This is a genomic window from Falsihalocynthiibacter arcticus (assembly GCF_000812665.2).
Taxonomy (GTDB): Bacteria; Pseudomonadota; Alphaproteobacteria; order Rhodobacterales; family Rhodobacteraceae; genus Falsihalocynthiibacter; species Falsihalocynthiibacter arcticus.
This window is the reverse complement of the sequence record NZ_CP014327.1, coordinates 494,693-512,328: the sequence shown is the minus strand read 5'-3', so window position 1 is coordinate 512,328 and position 17,636 is coordinate 494,693. Positions and strand designations below refer to the sequence as shown.

At 53.5% G+C, this 17,636-nt stretch carries 16 protein-coding genes and 2 pseudogenes; 7 read left to right on the top strand and 11 right to left on the bottom strand.

Annotated features, from left to right (window positions below):
• Positions 1-19: 19 nt before the first annotated feature.
• Entirely contained in the window at positions 20-214 is a 195-nt protein-coding gene (locus tag RC74_RS02520) for a hypothetical protein (protein ID WP_039001537.1), read from the bottom strand.
• A gap of 140 nt (positions 215-354) precedes the next feature.
• Positions 355-549, bottom strand: coding sequence for a Flp family type IVb pilin (locus RC74_RS02515; RefSeq protein ID WP_039001483.1), 195 nt, complete (start codon positions 547-549; stop codon positions 355-357).
• A gap of 408 nt (positions 550-957) precedes the next feature.
• On the opposite strand from RC74_RS02515, the pseudogene RC74_RS23660 reads away from it, so the two are divergent.
• Together RC74_RS23660 and RC74_RS02505 are read left to right on the top strand one after the other, a co-directional pair.
• A pseudogene (locus tag RC74_RS23660) lies at positions 958-1,814 on the top strand (lytic transglycosylase domain-containing protein).
• The gene (locus tag RC74_RS02505) at positions 1,807-3,240 is read left to right on the top strand and encodes a UbiA family prenyltransferase (RefSeq protein WP_039001481.1); all 1,434 of its coding nucleotides are present in this window, start codon (positions 1,807-1,809) and stop codon (positions 3,238-3,240) included. Before RC74_RS23660 ends, RC74_RS02505 begins: the two are co-directional and overlap by 8 nt.
• Here RC74_RS02505 and RC74_RS02500 read toward each other — a convergent pair.
• The 9 genes from RC74_RS02500 to tldD form a co-directional block, all read right to left on the bottom strand.
• Positions 3,237-3,974, bottom strand: coding sequence for an SDR family oxidoreductase (locus tag RC74_RS02500; protein ID WP_039001480.1), 738 nt, complete (start codon positions 3,972-3,974; stop codon positions 3,237-3,239). The genes RC74_RS02505 and RC74_RS02500 overlap by 4 nt on opposite strands.
• Entirely contained in the window at positions 3,971-5,284 is a 1,314-nt protein-coding gene (locus tag RC74_RS02495; RefSeq protein WP_039001479.1) for an FAD-binding oxidoreductase, read from the bottom strand. The genes RC74_RS02500 and RC74_RS02495 overlap by 4 nt, the downstream gene beginning before the upstream one ends.
• A complete protein-coding gene (locus tag RC74_RS02490) occupies positions 5,268-6,290 on the bottom strand; it encodes a lysylphosphatidylglycerol synthase transmembrane domain-containing protein (protein ID WP_082802393.1) in 1,023 nt (340 codons plus the stop codon). Before RC74_RS02490 ends, RC74_RS02495 begins: the two co-directional genes overlap by 17 nt.
• A 143-nt stretch (positions 6,291-6,433) precedes the next feature.
• Entirely contained in the window at positions 6,434-7,057 is a 624-nt protein-coding gene (locus RC74_RS02485) for a CoA transferase subunit B (protein WP_039001478.1), read from the bottom strand.
• A gap of 3 nt (positions 7,058-7,060) precedes the next feature.
• A complete protein-coding gene (locus tag RC74_RS02480) occupies positions 7,061-7,756 on the bottom strand; it encodes a CoA transferase subunit A (protein ID WP_039001477.1) in 696 nt (231 codons plus the stop codon).
• 141 nt (positions 7,757-7,897) lie between these two features.
• Positions 7,898-10,633: a type I DNA topoisomerase gene (topA, locus tag RC74_RS02475; protein ID WP_039001476.1), complete on the bottom strand. Its 2,736-nt coding sequence runs from the start codon at positions 10,631-10,633 to the stop codon at positions 7,898-7,900.
• 85 nt (positions 10,634-10,718) lie between these two features.
• The gene (gene dprA / locus RC74_RS02470) at positions 10,719-11,873 is read right to left on the bottom strand and encodes a DNA-processing protein DprA (protein ID WP_039001475.1); all 1,155 of its coding nucleotides are present in this window, start codon (positions 11,871-11,873) and stop codon (positions 10,719-10,721) included.
• 63 nt (positions 11,874-11,936) lie between these two features.
• The gene (locus RC74_RS02465; RefSeq protein WP_052274740.1) at positions 11,937-12,404 is read right to left on the bottom strand and encodes a GNAT family N-acetyltransferase; all 468 of its coding nucleotides are present in this window, start codon (positions 12,402-12,404) and stop codon (positions 11,937-11,939) included.
• Entirely contained in the window at positions 12,404-13,825 is a 1,422-nt protein-coding gene (gene tldD / locus RC74_RS02460; RefSeq protein WP_039001474.1) for a metalloprotease TldD, read from the bottom strand. The genes RC74_RS02465 and tldD overlap by 1 nt, the downstream gene beginning before the upstream one ends.
• Positions 13,826-14,003: 178 nt before the next feature.
• On the opposite strand from tldD, the pseudogene coxB reads away from it, so the two are divergent.
• From coxB to RC74_RS02435, 5 genes and pseudogenes are all read left to right on the top strand, one after another.
• Positions 14,004-14,923: pseudogene (coxB, locus tag RC74_RS02455) on the top strand (cytochrome c oxidase subunit II).
• Positions 14,924-15,009: 86 nt separating this feature from the next.
• On the top strand, positions 15,010-15,954 hold the full coding sequence (gene cyoE / locus RC74_RS02450; RefSeq protein ID WP_039001472.1) for a heme o synthase: 945 nt from the start codon (positions 15,010-15,012) through the stop codon (positions 15,952-15,954).
• Positions 15,954-16,148: a hypothetical protein gene (locus tag RC74_RS02445; protein ID WP_039001471.1), complete on the top strand. Its 195-nt coding sequence runs from the start codon at positions 15,954-15,956 to the stop codon at positions 16,146-16,148. Before cyoE ends, RC74_RS02445 begins: the two co-directional genes overlap by 1 nt.
• Positions 16,148-16,723 (top strand): cytochrome c oxidase assembly protein, encoded by a 576-nt coding sequence (locus tag RC74_RS02440; protein WP_039001470.1) that lies wholly within the window; start codon positions 16,148-16,150, stop codon positions 16,721-16,723. The genes RC74_RS02445 and RC74_RS02440 overlap by 1 nt, the downstream gene beginning before the upstream one ends.
• A gap of 20 nt (positions 16,724-16,743) precedes the next feature.
• Entirely contained in the window at positions 16,744-17,544 is an 801-nt protein-coding gene (locus RC74_RS02435; RefSeq protein WP_039001469.1) for a cytochrome c oxidase subunit 3, read from the top strand.
• Positions 17,545-17,636: the final 92 nt, after the last annotated feature.

Below are 17,636 nucleotides of genomic sequence, written 5' to 3'. Positions count from 1 at the left end.
ACCAAAGTGTGCTTGGATTTTATTTAGTTTGTCCGTTATCAACAGTGATCGCGCCAACTTGTGTTGAAATAGTCTCGGACAATTCTGTTACGCCGTCACGTACCGTTGCCAGAACTGCGACACCAAGGCCAACGATTGCAGCGGTAAGAACAACCCAGTCAACAGTTACGGCACCAGATTCGTCGCTTGCGAAGTTTTTGATAAATTTTGTCATGTTGTTAATCCTTTTTGAGTTTGATTGTTTGAGGAATTCAGATCTTGTATGAAGTTTGACGGCAAAATGTGGCACCATCTTGAATGTTGCATGGAGTTTTTGCGGCCAAATCCCGTAAAGAAGCATTTAGCAGGGCAGTTTTATTTGGTTTGACCGTTGTCAACAGTGATCGCGCCAACCTGTGTCGAAATAGTCTCGGACAGTTCGGTTACACCGTCTTTAACAGTTGCAAGAACTGCAACACCAAGGCCAACGATTGCGGCTGTCAAAACAACCCAGTCAACAGTTACGGCACCGGATTCATCATTTGCGAAGTTTTTGATAAAGTTAGTCATTGTGTCTCTCCTAAGAATTCATTTTACTCACACGCCCTGACGTTCACGCTGTGTAGGCCGGCCTCTTGTTGGCCCCGTGTGCGTCTTGGATGTACATATATAGCCTTCGGATTGGGGCAGCATTTGGGCACGAAAAGTACATATTTAAGGGGACGTTAATTATTGATAATTTTTTCTTTATCGCGCTGAAAACAAAGGGTTTAATAGTTAAAATAGTTTTAATTTTCTTATAAAGAAGCTGAGTTTCGGGCCGAATATGGCCGTTTTGCCAATCTTTTTCATGGGTTTTGCTAGCGAGAAGTCGATTTATTTGCGACACTGCACGTAGAAATAATAAACGAGCAGGATAAAAACCGCATGAAGCGGATCTACGGGCGGATATTCGGAGCAGTAGCAGTTTGTTTTGCTATGAGCGCGCAGGCGGAATCGCCAGCGCCCGTAGAGGACTTTACTTTCAAGCGCCTTAAAGTCCCGCAACGGGGGGCGCCGCCAAAAATTACGGTGCAGATTGATCCCGTTGAGCAAGCTCGTGTGCAGGAGGCCGCCGTGGCGCGTGCGCGTGCATTAAACGAGCGCCTGTATGGAACAGAGAGTGAAGAGGTTCCTCTGGACGAAAATGAAGACGGTGAAAAAATCGTGGCAGAGGCCATTCCCAAAAAAGATGCTTTCGACTGGTATTGGTCGGTTATTTCTCCAAAAATTTCAGATTCTGGACCGGGTAGGTTGGGCGCGGCAGTGTTGCACCTCAAAAAAGCGCCATCAGGGCTCGCAAACCTAAGTCCACGCTTGCAAACCTTGCAGGACATTACTTTTGCCCACGGCACAGAAATAATGATTGCAACAATTGGTACGAAAGTCTCTCCCGCCTTGGCATTGGCTATTATCAGCGTGGAATCGGGGGGCGTACGGATGTGACGTCCTCGGCGGGCGCAAATGGTCTGATGCAGCTCATGCCTGCAACGGCTGAGCGCTTTGGCGTGAAAGATACCACGGACGCGAAGCAAAACATCACGGGGGGCGTGGCTTATCTCGATTGGCTGATGGAAAAATTCGAAGGCGACCCAATGATGGTGCTCGCTGGTTATAACGCAGGCGAAAACGCCGTTATCAAAAACGGCGGTGTGCCGCCCTATACAGAGACACGGGGCTACGTCCCTAAAGTCCTCGCTGCTTGGGAGGTCGCACGCGGAATGTGCCTCACCCCGCCGCAATTGGTTTCGGACGGGTGTGTCTTTGCAAATAAAAACGAGGTTTCAGGTGGGTGAACAAAAACCGTTGGTCTTGGATGTGGATGGAACCTATCTCAAGACCGACATGCTCTTTGAATGTTTTTGGGCTGGGCTTGGTAAACATCCAACCAAAACCTTCAAGGTTTGCATGGCGCATATTAATGATCGCGCGTTCCTTAAGGCGAAGCTTGCCGAGATCGCCGATCTAAATTGTGACTTGTTGCCCGTGAATCCACAGGTCGAGGCCCTCGCACAAGCAGCCAAGGGGCAGGGGCGCTCCGTTCATTTGGCGTCGGCGTCTGACCAGAAGTTGGTGTCCGCAGTTGCGCAGGCCAGTGGGCACACAGGCACAACATTTGCGTCAGACGGTGTGACAAACATGAAGGGCGCGGAAAAAGCGGCGGCCCTTGTCGAACGGTTTGGTGAAGGCGGGTTTGACTATGCGGGAAATGAACCCGTTGATATGCAAATTTGGGAGAAGGGCGATGCCGCAATTGTTGTCGGGGCTCCAAAAGAAGCGGCCCAGTTACGCGCGCGCGGGCGTACTGTTACCGAAATCGACGATGGCACCGCTCCAAAAGACGTCCTTCGGGCGATGCGGCCGCATCAATGGGTCAAGAATATCCTCCTTTTGCTCCCTCTTTTGGCGGCACATGATTTCGCGCTTGCGCCATGGTTGAGTGTCGCGCTGGGTATTGTGGCCTTTTCCGCGGCGGCGTCGTCCATCTACATTATTAACGATCTTTTGGATCTTGAGGCAGATCGCGTCCACGCGAAAAAGAAGTACCGTCCATTTGCCAGCGGTGCGGTTTCCATCAAGCACGGCATGTTGCTTTATGTGGTGCTGACTTTTGTAACCTTAGGGATCAGTTCCCTACTGGGCGCGAAGTTCATGGCTATCGTCGTGCTCTATATGGCGATTTCACTGGCGTATTCGATGCGATTAAAGCGGATGCGCTGGGTAGATGTGATTATGCTTGCGACGCTCTATACGCTACGTGTCGTGGCTGGTGCCGCTGCAGGAGGGGTTCACGTTTCCCTTTATATGTTGGTGTTTATCTTCCCGATTTTCATAACCCTAGGAAGTGTGAAGCGATTAACTGAACTACATGGCGCCACGGATGATGCGTGCTTACCCGGGCGAGGGTATTCGCGCCAAGATCGCAAACCCCTTTTGTATCTAGGGGTTATCGGCATTATCGGCGCGCTCATCTTGTTTTTTCTCTACAGCCTCACAGACCACGCCGCGAGCCTCTACCCCTCCCAAGGATTGCTTTGGTTCGCACTTTTGCCGATTTCGATTTGGCTCGTGCGCATGTTGGTCCTTGGCTACCAAGGTAAACAGGACCACGATCCCATAATCTTTGCGTTAAAAGACAAAAAGGGACTCGGGATCCTGATGTTTACGCTGTCACTCATGTTCTACGCTGCAGGGCTTTGGCAACAATGGTTCGGGTTTTAGACCGATAGTTTTTTGAAAATCGGCTCTGGAATGGAGCGAATGATCAGCATGATGTAGCGCCAGAAAAACGGTGTATACAGCGTGTTTTTCTTTTTCTTCACGGCCCTAAGCAGGCTTGCTGCAACGTCGTCGGGCGAGGCCACAAGGAACATGCCCTCGATTCCCCATGTCATTGCCGTGTCCACAAATCCCGGCTTCACGGTCATCACGTGCACGTCAGAGCGGTTCAAACGGTTGCGCAATCCCGAAAGATAGGTGTGAAAACCAGCTTTGGCCGCGCCATAGACATAGTTGCCAATACGACCTCGATCTCCAGCGACAGACCCGACCCCAATGACCGCGCCGCCACCGCGCGCTTCCATCTCGGGGGCGATCATTTGCAAGAAACACGCGGGGCCGGTGAAGCTGTCGGTTACGACACCGGCAATCAAACTCGGGTCCGCATCGATTTCCGATTGATCGGGCATCGAGCCGACAAAACAGGCGACGTTGATGAGACCTTCTTCGGCACAGGCTCGCTCAATGATCGCTTCAAAGCCTTCAGGCTTGCGGGCGTCAAACTTAACGGCTTCGGCCCTGCGCGCGCCGCGCGTTTTGCAATCCAAGGCCGCGGTTTTCAAATCGTCCATGTCTCGGCCTGCAAGGAGGACAGTTGCGCCTTTTTCGCTGACGGCACGGCTAAAGGCGCGTGCCATGGACGAGGTTGCGCCGAGAATGATCCATGTTTCGGTCATTTTGTGCTCCTAAGCTCGAGTCTGCGGATAAGGTCGGTTTTTAAAGCACCATTCGGGTCGGATTTTTCGACCTCGTCGCGCCATTTTTCATAATCGGGATACATTGAGCGGATACGTACGCCACTGGACATAGAATCCTTGGCCAAGTAAATCCGGCCACCCGCTTCGGCGGTGAGTTTTTCAAGCCGCGGGATCAAAACGCGTGCCGCTTCGGTGTTGGGAAAATCCACAGCCAAGGCGTAGCCTTCCATTGGGAATGACATAAACCCTTCGCTTCCTTCACCCATCCGTTTCAAAACAGCAAGCGGGCTCGCCAATCCAGAATGCGCTATTTGCGTGAGCATTTCGCGCAGAGCAGGGGCCTGATCAATTGGGACAACACATTGGAATTGGTGGAAACCACGTTTCCCATAGAGTTTGTTCCAGTCGTGAATCCGGTCGAGGGGGAAAAAGAAATCGGTGATCGGCTTAACCAATGTGCGCCCATGATCTGGCACCCGTTTGAAATACAGCTTGTTGAACAGGCGTACGGTGAGGGGCGAAAGCGCAAAACTAGGCGCATTGAAGGGGATAGATTTGGATTTCTGTCGCGCAGGAACAAGGCCAGACCCCGTTTCACCTTCTTCCAAAATGCCGCGTCCCAAGGCGTTCCCCTTGGCCGTCGCGTCAATCCAGCCAACGGTATAAGTCGCCGACGAGGTGTCGAGAAGGGAGAGGAATTCGTCAAACCCATCCACGCGCCGCTCGGTCACCATGATGACGTCGCCCTTGCAGGGCAGCATCGTGATTTTAGCAGAGAGGATAATACCCGTTTGGCCTAGACCGCCGAGAGTGGCCTTGAAAAGGGAGGCATTATTTTTGGGCGAGATCGTCTTTTTCTTGCCATCCACAAGCAGCGTGATCGAGACAACATGTTGGCCGAAACTTCCCGCGACGTGATGGTTCTTCCCATGAACATCCATCGCGATCGCACCGCCAATGGTCGCAAATCCCGTCCCCGGAAGCACCGCAGGCAACCAGCCTTGGGGCGCGAAAAGGCGGGTCAACTCGCCCAACCGGCACCCAGCTTCGACTTCCAAAATGCCTGTTTCGGCATCAAATTCAAGGATGCGATCAAGGCGCGTCATATCAATGCTGCGGCCATTGTTGTTTAGGGGCGCATCACCATAAGAGCGGCAATTGCCAAATGCCGGAGCCAAATCACCTTCGGATAGGGTTTCAAAGGCATGCATCCGTTCAGGGCGCGCAACTTCGCTTGATGCGCTCAACACGCGGCCCCATCCACTTACTTTTTCAGACTTCCAGCGCATAGGCCCCTCGTTTCGAATATTTCTCGGCAATTGGAAAAATCACAAACCCGATGGCAATCGCAAACCAAAGGGTCGTTAGGCGAATTACGGCAGTCGCCGGAATACTCATTGAAAGCGGAATGCCTTCGAGCGACAGCAGCGCGATCATCGCCGCTTCTGCACCACCCACTCCACCCGGTGCGCCCGTCAGCCCACCTGCTAGTGTTGAAAAGACAAAGATCACGACACAGGTTGCGAGCGAAATGTCCGAACCCAGCCAACTCATTAAATAGTAAAAGGAAGCCCCCTCAGCGAACCAACCAATACCGCCCAGTATCAGCGCCATGAACATCGTAGGGCCGTGCGAAAACTGGGCAAGACTGTCGGACGCGCGCCGGACGCGGACAAAAAAGCGTGGCTTGCGGCCGATGGTTTTATAAAGGCTATTCACTGCAAACCTTAGCAAAGTGGGGCGCGTTACGACAAACGCCACCATCAAAGCTACTATAACGACGGGTATTGCTCCACGAGGGCCACTGGCAGCGGCCAGTAAACCGATCGCCAGCAGGAGCGCCATAACGGCGAGGTCGCTCGCCCGATCCATCAACATCAATGGCGCGGTTTTTTCCGCGGGCACCCCAGTTTCACGGCGAATCCATCGCATACGCACGAATTCGCCCAAACGCCCGGGGGTCACACTCATTGCAAAGCCGCCCAGAAAATGGCGTAGATTTTGAGAGAAGTTCAAATCGAGCCCCAACCGACGCACCAAAATATGCCAACGCAGGCCACGCATCACGTAGTTCACAAGGGAAAGCAGAAGCAAAACCGCAACTTGCCAAACGGCGAGGTTTTTAATGTGCGTCCACGTTTCTTCCCAACCTGTTGCTGCGGCAATACCAAAAAGCCCTGCAATCACCAGCCCGAAAAGTCCCGCAAATAGCGCAATGTCGCGCCATCTATGCACAGGCGGCAGGCGCAGGGGCGCGACGGTTTCTACCGTTTTTGGGGTATGGGTGCTCGTCATCATTGCCTGCGATTTAGATGCTAATTAGGGCAAGAATATGATGCTGTTTCCAAATTGGGAACAAAAACTGTAAAAAAGCTAAATTTTGATTACTATTTAGGGCCACATCCAGAAATGCAGCCCTTAAATATTCTGATCTCGGCTTAAACCAACGTGGCTTGCGTGCTGGCGCGCGCGTCTTCTTCGCTCACCCCCTCGGCGAGTTCAATAAGCTTTAAGCCGCCCTCGACCACATCGAAAACACCCAAGTTGGTGATGATGCGATCAACACATTTTTGTCCAGTAAGGGGTAGAGTGCATTCCTTAAGAAGTTTGCTTTCGCCCTTTTTATTCGTGTGATCCATCACGACCACAACGCGGCCCACGCCGGCAACAAGGTCCATCGCGCCGCCCATACCCTTGACGAGCTTGCCCGGAATCATCCAATTCGCGAGGTCGCCGTTTTCGGCAACTTCCATCGCGCCGAGAATAGCCATGGCAATTTTGCCACCACGGATCATGCCAAAGCTTTGCGCGCTATCAAAATATGCGGTTTGCGGCAGCTCGGTAATCGTTTGTTTCCCAGCGTTGATCAGGTCGGCGTCTTCCTCGCCTGCAATGGGGAAGGGGCCCATGCCCAACATGCCATTCTCGCTCTGGAGCGTCACTTCGATGCCCTCGGGAATGTAGTTGGAAACGAGTGTTGGGATGCCGATCCCAAGGTTCACGTACCAGCCGTCCTGTAATTCCTGCGCGGCCCGTTCGGCCATTTGATTGCGATCCCACATGGTCTAGGCCCCCCGCACTGTGCGTTGTTCGATACGTTTCTCGTGATCGCCTTGAATGATCCGATGCACATAAATGCCGGGCAAATGGATCGAGTCAGGGTCAAGGCTTCCGGTAGGTACAATTTCCTCAACCTCAACCACACAGACCTTGCCGCACATCGCAGCAGGAGGATTGAAATTACGGGCGGTTTTGCGGAACACGAGGTTGCCAGTTTCGTCGGCTTTCCAGGCTTTAACGAGAGAAAGATCGGCGAAAATACCTTCTTCAAGGATAAAGGTCTCGCCACGGAAATCTTTGTGTTCTTTGCCATCAGCAATCACGGTGCCAACGCCCGTTTTTGTGTAGAAACCAGGGATTCCACAGCCGCCAGCACGCATACGCTCGGCCAAAGTACCTTGTGGATTGAATTCCAATTCCAACTCACCGGATAAATATTGGCGCATAAACTCGGCATTTTCTCCGACGTAAGAGGAAAGCATTTTTTTGACTTGTTTGGTTTGCAGCAAAATTCCAATACCAAAATCGTCAACACCCGCATTGTTGGATGCAAAGGTCAGATTCTTGGTGCCTGCGTCCCGAATTGCGGCCAAAAGCAATTCCGGTATGCCGCAAAGGCCAAACCCGCCCGCTGCGATGAACATGTCATCAAACAGCAAGCCATCAAGGGCCTCGGCTGCTGATCCGTAGATCTTTTTCATTTCAAACTCCCTAACTGCTCTCTCTCGATGGCGGAGTTTTGCTTTTGTACGGGCGCGTGTCAACGACTTTGCTGCGACGCAGAAAAAAGCCGCGCTCCTTAGGAAGGGCGCGGCTTGATTATTTATAGATTTGGGTTTGTTCTATTCGACGACGTCGCCATCATCCGCTTTTGCCGCCGCCGTTTTCTTCGCGGGGGCTTTCTTAGCTGCAGTCTTTTTTGCCGCGGGTTTCTTTGCAGCCGCCTTCTTGGCCGCAGGTTTCTTAGCCGCTGCTTTTTTAGGAGCCGCTTTTTTCCGCGTTGGCTTCTTCGCGGCTTTTTCCGCAATCCAAGTTAGCGCGAGTTCCATTGTGACGTCGTTTGGCTCAACGTCTTTTGGAATTGTCGCGTTGATCTTTGCCCATTTTACATAGGGGCCATAGCGGCCTTCCATGACATTAATTGGGCCGCCCTCTTCAGGGTGTTCGCCGAGTTCCTTCAACGGGGCGACGGCCGCGCCACGGCCCGTTTTGACTGCCTTTTGCGCCAGAACTTCCATGGCGCGGTTCATCCCAATGGTAAAGACTTCCTCTACATCAGGAATGTTCGCGTAGATTTTGCCATGCTTCACATATGGGCCATAGCGCCCGATGTTGCTTTCGACCATTTCCCCGTCTTCGGGGTGTGGGCCGATTTGGCGGGGAAGGCTCAACAATGTCAGAGCTTTTTCAAGGTCCAACGCGTCGGGTTCCCATCCGCGCGGCAAGCTCGCACGCGGCGGCTTTTTGTTTTCTTCGGTGACTTCGCCACGTTGAACATAGGGACCAAAACGTCCCGAACGCAGGCTGATTTCGTCTCCGGCGTCTTCGCCTAAAACACGTTCCCCCGTTGCGTCGCCTTCGCCACCAATTGGGCGGGTGTAACGGCATTCAGGATAATTGCCACAACCAACAAAACCGCCGGTTTTGGAGGTTTTTAGGTGTAGTTGGCCTTCGCCGCATTTTGGACAGATGCGGGGGTCGGACCCATCTTCGCGCGGTGGATAGAGTGTTGGCGCAAGGACGTCATCAAGGTGGTCGAGAACTTCGGAAATCCGTAGTTCCGTGGTTTCCCCAATGGCGACCGAGAAGTCTTTCCAGAAATGCCGCAACACTTCTTTATAGTCCCGTTCGCCTGCGCTCACGTCATCGAGCTGGCTTTCGAGGTCCGCCGTAAAATCATACCCCACATATTTGCGGAAATAATTCATCAAAAAGACGGTAACAATTTTACCCTTGTCTTCGGGAATAAGGCGGTTTTTGTCTTTGCGCACATATTCGCGATCTTGAATCGTGGTCACAATACTTGCGTAGGTCGACGGGCGGCCAATGCCCAATTCTTCCATGCGTTTCACCAAAGTGGCCTCGGTGAAACGCGGGGGCGGTTGGGTAAAGTGCTGTTGACCCAAAATCGCGGCATTTTCTGTCATGATTGCGCCGCTGTTGCGTTGCATCCCGGCACCTACAGCTTCAACAACGCTGTCGGATTTTTCGCCCTTGGCAAAATCAGCACTCAATGCGCCCTCAACGAGGGGGGCGGCATCGCCTTCGGAAATTTGCGGCAGACGTTTTTCGTCCTCGTCATCGGTATCGTCGCGGCCTTCGGTATAGACCTTCATGAAACCGTCAAACGCAACAACTTGACCCGTCGCGCGCAGCACAACTTGGCCGTCGTCTGAGCCGATATCCACGGAGGTACGTTCCAGAACCGCACCGGCCATTTGGCTTGCCAAAGTACGTTTCCAAATGAGATCATAAAGCTTGCGTTGATCGGCCTCGAGTTTCGCCAGTTTGCTGGCATCCAAGGTCATATCCGTGGGGCGAATACACTCGTGGGCCTCTTGGGCATTCTTGGCTTTGTTTTTGTAAACACGGGGTTTTTCAGGGATATAGTTGGCACCATATCTGTCGGTGATCGCGGCGCGGGCTTCGGTGATGGCTTCTGGTGCCATATCGATCCCGTCTGTCCGCATGTAAGTGATGTAACCCGCTTCATACAGGCGTTGCGCGGTGCTCATGGTTTGACGCGCGCCAAAGCCAAACTTGCGGCTGGCTTCTTGCTGAAGGGTCGATGTCATGAAGGGCGCGGACGGGCTACGGTTAGCGGGTTTGGCTTCAACCATGAGTACGGACAAGGACCGGCTTGAAACTGCTTGAACGGCCAATTCCGCGTCGGTGGCTGTGGGTAGATCGAATTTATCTAATTTATTGCCGCCCAATACGGTCAGGCGGGCTTCGAATTGTTGGCCACGTGGTGTGCCAATCATCGCTTTGACGGACCAATACTCGCGCGCATCAAAGGCGTCGATTTCTGCCTCACGTTCAACGATGAGACGCAAACAAACGGATTGCACCCGCCCTGCGGATTTAGCACCGGGCAGTTTGCGCCACAAAACGGGCGACAGGTTAAAGCCAACCAGATAGTCGAGTGCGCGGCGGGCCAAATAGGCTTCGACGAGCGGCGTGTCGACCTGACGCGGGTTTTTCATCGCCTCGGTGACGGCAGATTTCGTGATGGCGTTAAAGACCACGCGGCTGACGGGCGTGTCCTTTTTTATCACTTTGCGTTTGGTCAGGGCCTCCTGAAGGTGCCATGAAATTGCTTCGCCTTCGCGGTCGGGGTCGGTCGCGAGGATCAATTCATTGTCGAGGGCCAGTGCGTCGGCGATGGCCTTGACGTGTTTACGGCTGTCATAACCGATTTCCCATTTCATCTCAAAATCGGCGTCTGTATCGACGGAACCGTTCTTGGCGGGCAAATCGCGAACGTGGCCGTAACTGGCGAGAACGGTGTAATTGCTCCCCAGATAGCTATTGATTGTTTTGGCTTTCGCGGGCGATTCAACGACAACAACGGGCATAAATTTCCTCTCGACTCACTGGGAGCTATTGGCGGCGCAAAATGTGGTCGGATTGGACTGATTGTCAATGGGAGTGATGAAACTCCTAATTTAGACGCGTCAAAAGCCCGCCACTTGCCCGCTCTATGTGCCCGTCGATCTCCAAAGTTACAAGTTCGGAACTGACTTGATGGGCCGAGAGATTAAGGTCGCGTATCAATTGGTCCTCAGCGAGGGGCGTCGGTCCAAGGCGATTTAGGATCATTTGGTGCAGCTGTGATGTGTCGCTCAAGGTGCGCGCGGGTGGTTCTTTGAAAGCTTCGAATTGGGGTGTTTGCGGCGCGAGTGTCTGTTCAAGATCGCCGACGATGCCGGAAAGTTGTTCGAGAACGTCGTCCAAGTGACGCACCATTGTCGCCCCATCACGTAACAGCATATTGCTTCCAGCCGAGCGGGCATCAAACGGGTGCCCCGGAACGGCCATGACATCGCGACCTTGATCGAGGGCATTGCGCGCTGTGATCAAAGTGCCCGAACGCGCGGCGGCTTCTACAACGACAAGACCGCGGGATAACCCAGAGATGATCCGGTTGCGCTTGGGGAAATGGCGGGCCTGTGGCGTTAGGCCAATGGGGTCTTCGGAAATGCGCAAGCCCTTGGCGCCGATTTCCCGGAAAAGATCGGTGTTCTCACGGGGATAGATTTTATCCACCCCACCTGCTTGAACCGCGATGGTGCCGCCTTTGAGGGCGGCGTCATGGCAGACTGCATCAATGCCGCGGGCAAGTCCGGAAACCACGACGAACCCCTGCTCCGAGAGGCCCGCCGCCAATTTGCGCGCCATGCGTTCGCCAAGGGAACTTGCATTTCGCGCGCCGACGATACTGATTTTCGGGCGGGCAAGGAGGGCGGTGTCGCCAATCGCCCAAAACAGGGGCGGGGCGTCTTCGAGTTCCATGAGGGTTTTGGGATAGCGTGGGTCGCCGTAACAAATCATCTGCGCGCCAACTTTATAAGCCGCGCGGAGTTCTGCCTCCACAACGCCGATCGGGCAAATTTGATAGTCGAAGGCTCCGGCGGCACGGGCGACATCCGGAAGCGCTTCAAGTGCGACCTCTGCGGAGCCATGCTCGTTAAGCAAGCGGTAGAAAGTGGAAATACCAACGCGGCGAGAGCGTAAAAGACGGAGCCACGACGCACGCATTTCTTCCGTGGTGGGTGGGGTGAGGGGTGGGGTAGAAGAAATAGTATCTTCGGTCATTGTGGCTCCGTCTGCTTACTCCTTCAGACTAGAATCAGGATGGTTAATGACTGGTGAACGAATTCAAAGCTTTTTGCGATAAATGCAATCGTTTAGGGTTCCACCACCGTGTTCCTCCAGTATTGCCTCAGTTTTTATGTGGATAAGCTGCCAGTCCTGCGCTTCGTAAAATCCTCGTGCGGGGGTGTTTTCAACAAGGCAACCGAGTTCGCCCTCCGATATCCCCTCTCGCCGCATTTCGGTTTCGGCATCGTTTAAGAGTGCGGCGCCATACCCCCGTTTGCGCACGCCAACGAACAGTCGATCAACATAGTTTCCAATGCGCAAGTAGAACCCAAACGGTCCACCCACCGGTCCAATGACGCGCGTCTGCGCGGCAAAGGTTTGGAGGGTGCGTTGGAAATAAGCCAACTGCCGATTGGGGAGCAAGGTTGGGGGCACATGGGCACCATGCGCCACATGCCACGCGTCGTGCCACAAAACCGCAAGGGCGGCTTCATCGCGTGGATCAAAGGCGCGGACGCGGTCCACTATGCGGCGCTTCCGCCGACGGTCAATCCTCCGATCAACAGGGTCGGTTGCCCCACGCCAACGGGCACCCATTGTCCGGCCTTACCGCAATTTCCGATGCCGGGATCAAGGGCCATATCGTTGCCGATAGCGCGAATTTTCTGCATTGCCTTTGGGCCGTCGCCGATCAGGGTAGCGCCCTTGACGGCATCTCCGATGACACCGTTTTTCACGGCATAGGCTTCGGTACATGAAAAAACGAACTTGCCTGACGTAATATCAACCTGTCCGCCGCCAAATCCAACCGCATAAATACCGTCTTTAAGGTCGGCAACAATATCGGCAGGGGGGGTGTCACCACCAAGCATATAAGTATTGGTCATCCGTGGCATTGGCGTATGCGCATAGCTTTCACGCCGCCCGTTGCCCGTAGGTTCAACCCCCATGAGGCGCGCGTTTTGGCGATCCTGCATATAGCCAACCAAAATGCCGTCCTCAATAAGGACATTCTTGCCACTAGCAGTACCTTCGTCATCAAAACTAATGGAGCCTCGCCGATCAGGAATTGTGCCATCGTCCAGAATTGTCACGCCCTTAGCAGCAACTTGTTGGCCTATAAGACCGCTAAAAGCCGAGGTCCCTTTGCGATTAAAATCGCCTTCAAGTCCGTGCCCGACCGCTTCATGCAGCAAAATTCCGGGCCAACCTGCGCCAAGTACCACGTCCATAACCCCAGCAGGGGCGGGCACAGCACGCAAGTTCACCAGCGCAATGCGCAAAGCCTCGCGGGCTACAGACTGCCAATGTTCCGGTTCAAGTAAACCCGTCAGTGCCGCACGACCACCACCTCCCGTGCCACCAGATTCGCGACGGCCGTTCGCTTCAACAATAACCGAAATGTTCAAACGGCTCATGGGGCGGGCATCACGGACGTGCAATCCGTCGGGGCGCAGGATTTCGACTTCTTGCATGGAGGCCGCAAGGGTCGCGGAAACCTGAATGATTCGTTTATCAAGGCCGCGTGTGAAAGCATCGATTTCCTTGAGAAGGTCGATTTTGACGGGGAAGGCCGCTTGCTCAATCGGGTTGTCGTCGGAATAAAGGCGCCGGTTCGTTTGGACGGGAGCCATGGCGAGAGTGCCGCCGCCATCACCAACCGCAAGGCGCGCGGTTTCTGCCGCACGGAGCATCGCCTTGACGGTCATTTCTGTGGAATGGGCATAGCCGGAAGTTTCGCCACGCACCGCGCGAAGGCCAAATCCTTCACTCGCGTCATAGCTCGCCGTTTTCACCCGTCCGTCATCAAAAACCAAAGCTTCCGAACTGCGACGCTCCAAAAACAATTCGCCATCATCCGCGCCAGCAGTTGCATTTTGCAAAACGGAAAGGGCCGCAGCTTTATCTATTATCGTGTCGAAAGGGCGAAAACGATCATTGGGCATGGATATTCTCCAGATTTTACACCAAAAAGAGGTGAAGCGGCTGTTTGCCGCGCGTAAATTGCTTGTTCTGTTGCGTCTAATATGGTTTTTGACGCAACAAACACAATGGGATTCCAGCCGAAGGGCGGGATGAAGGCTATAGCAGGGGCTCTAAAGCCCGAGCGAACAGGAAACAACTATGCGATTTTTGACCAAGATTTCAGGCCTCTCAGCTTCGATGCTAGCGTTCGCCAGCGCAGCAAATGCTCAAGATGCATTGGGCAATCTAGAAGTTATCGGCAAACCTGTCGACAAAGCTACAGGCTTTCAATTCGCCGCGACCGAGGTTGCGCGCGAGCTTCAATGGCTCGATGGCATGATTCTCTATATCATCACAGCTATTGTGATTTTCGTAACGGGTTTGATCCTCTGGATCGCATTTCGCTACTCTGCCAAACGCAACCCAAATCCCGCGACATTCACACATAACTCACCCCTTGAAGTTGCGTGGACCCTTGTACCTATCGTGATCTTGGTCTTTATCGGCGCGTTCTCGTTGCCCGTTCTGTTTAAACAACAAACCATTCCAGTTGCGGACATCACGATCAAAGCCACTGGGAATAAATGGTTTTGGACCTACGAATACGTGGACCACGGTGTTGAATTCGACAGCTACATGCTCGGCCAGCCCGCGTCTTTGGAAGAAGAAGACGGCGACGTGACCCCATATGTGCGCGATGCTGCTATGGATGCTATGCTTGAGCGTCACGGCTATTCCCCGACGAGTTCCTCTTGGCGACAACAACTGCGCTTGTGATCCCTGTGAACAAAACGATTGTTGTTCAGGTGACAGGTGCTGACGTGATCCACAGTTGGACTGTTCCTGCATTTGGCGTGAAACAAGATGCGGTCCCTGGCCGTCTTGCGGAACTTTGGTTTGCTGCGGAAAAAGAAGGCGTGTATTTTGGCCAGTGCTCCGAGTTGTGCGGCAAAGACCACTCCTACATGCCGATTACGGTTAAGGTTGTGAGCCAAGAAGTTTATGACGAATGGCTCCTTGGCGCGATCGAAGAATATGCGGGTATCCCGCTGCCTCTTACGGTTGCCTCAAGCAACTAGACCAACCTATTCGAGCGATTTTGCGGTGTCCGTACAGGACGCCGCAGAGCCATTGACCTACCAAGATCTGCCCCAAGGAAACCCACATGAGCGACGCAAGCCTCCAGCCTCATACCTCCGCCGATACAGGCGAAGCCGGTTTCGGTGACTTTGTTGCCCTGCTGAAACCACGGGTGATGTCGCTGGTTGTTTTTACAGCCCTCGTTGGCGTGTTGGTTGCGCCTAATCCCGTGCATCCTTTTGTGGTTTTCACCTCTATTCTCTTTATTGCGCTAGGCGGCGGGGCTTCTGGCGCGCTGAATATGTGGTGGGACGCCGATATTGATCGCGTGATGAAACGCACCCAAGGTCGCCCCATTCCCTCAGGCAAAGTCGCCGAAGGCGAGGCGTTGGGCATCGGCATGGCGCTTTCGGGCATTGCCGTTGTCATGCTGGGACTTGCGGGCAATGTGTTTGCTGGCGCGCTGCTGGCCTTTACGATCTTCTTTTACGTTGTGATTTATACCATTTGGCTCAAGCGTTGGACGCCTCAAAACATCGTGATTGGCGGGGCCGCTGGTGCCTTCCCTCCGATGATTGGCTGGGCGGTTGCGACCGGTGGTATTTCCATCGAATCCATTCTGATGTTTGCGATTATATTTATGTGGACGCCGCCGCATTTCTGGGCGCTCGCGTTGTTTATGAATGACGATTACACCAAGGCCAAAGTGCCGATGCTAACGGTAACCCATGGCCGTAAATCCACCCGAAACCATATTTTGGTCTATACGCTTTTGCTCGCCCCTGTTGCGTTGAGCATTAGTTTTACCTCCATTGGCGGTCCAATTTACTTTGCGGTATCTGCCGTCCTGAATTTCATGTTTATCTGGGGAGCTTTTGGCCTTTGGAAACGCCAAGAAGCCGACGCGGAAGCTGACAAATACCAAAGCGAGCGTAAATTCTTCCGCTTGTCGCTTTACTACCTCTTTCTGCATTTCACAGCCCTCTTGGTGCAATCCGCCGTGGGCCCTACCTGGGGAGCGATCCTATAATGGCACCGCACGTTGAGCACGAACTTCACCAGCGCCGCCAAGGCCGCAACTACGGCGTCGGTGGGCTTTTACTGGCATTCGTCGTTATCGTTTTTGCCCTGACACTGGCCAAAGTGCAGCGCGGCGAACCGGTCGAAGCCTATGACCACACGCCGAGCCGGACCTTAGAGCCGGTAACAGGGGGCACTAACTGATGGCGATGAAAAACACCCATAAAACGGCCGCACAAGCAGTAAGCGTGGTGGTCATCATGGGCGCTCTCGCATGGGCCTCGGTGCCATTTTACAGCTGGTTCTGCAAAGTCACAGGCTTTGGCGGCACCACGGGCGTTGCCGCGGCTGGCTCTGACGAGATACTTGATCAAACCATTACCATTCGGTTTGACGGCAATGTGGCTGGCGGCATGTCGTGGGAATTCAAACCCGTTGTTCGGGAAATGGAAATCCGTATCGGTGAAACGGGCCTTGCGTTCTATGAGGCCACAAATCCGACCGACCGCGTTATCGCGGGAACCGCCGCCTATAATGTTGCCCCCTATGAAGCGGGTGGCTTTTTCACGAAAATCGATTGTTTTTGCTTCACCGAACAGGTGTTGCAACCGGGCGAAACCGTCATGATGCCGGTCAGCTTTTACGTCGATCCCGAAATCGTTACGGACAGGGATGCAAAATACGTGCATCACATAACCCTGTCCTATACGTTCTACGAAACCGAACTGCCTGAAGATGTGGCGAACCTCTCGACCACACCCGCGGCTAATGTTAACTAAGTCCCAAACAGGGGATCCCCATGGCACACGCTAAAAATCACGACTACCACATTCTCAACCCTTCGATCCTGCCGCTCTTGGGCGCATTATCGGGCTTCATTATGCTTTTCGGTGCGGTTATGTGGATGAGTGATATCACTCCGTTCATGTTCTTCATCGGCCTCGCGGGCGTCCTTTACGTTATGTACGCGTGGTGGAGCGAGATGGTGATCGAAGCCCAACAAGGCGACCACACGCCGGTTGTTAAAATCGGTCTGCGCTATGGCGTGATCATGTTCATCATGTCCGAAGTTATGTTCTTTGCTGCATGGTTTTGGAGCTTCTTCAAGGCCGCGATCTATCCAATGGGCCCAGATTACCCTGCGATTGATGGCGTTTGGCCTCCCATTGGTATCGAAACATTTGATCCTTGGCATTTGCCGCTGATCAATACGTTGATCCTCCTGTGCTCCGGTGCCGCAGCGACTTGGGCGCACCACGCGCTCGCACATGAAAATAACCGCAAAGACCTCGTAACTGGCCTTGCTCTGGCAATTGGTCTTGGTGCGTTGTTCACTGTGTTCCAAATTTATGAATATAGCCACGCGGCCTTCGCGTTCTCGGGCAATATCTACGGCGCGAACTTCTTTATGGCGACGGGTTTCCACGGTTTCCACGTTCTCATCGGAACAATCTTTTTGGGCGTTTGTTTGATCCGCGCTCTCAAGGGTCACTTCACGCCAGAAAGCCATGTCGGCTTCGAAGCTGCTGCTTGGTACTGGCACTTTGTGGACGTTGTGTGGCTCTTCCTCTTCGCAGCGGTCTACGTTTGGGGCGGCTAAATTTGACGGGGGCTTAACGGCGCCGTTACAAAATAAAAAAGGCGCGGGCATCGTCCGCGCCTTTCCAGTTTTAAGAAATGAGGTTGCACTCC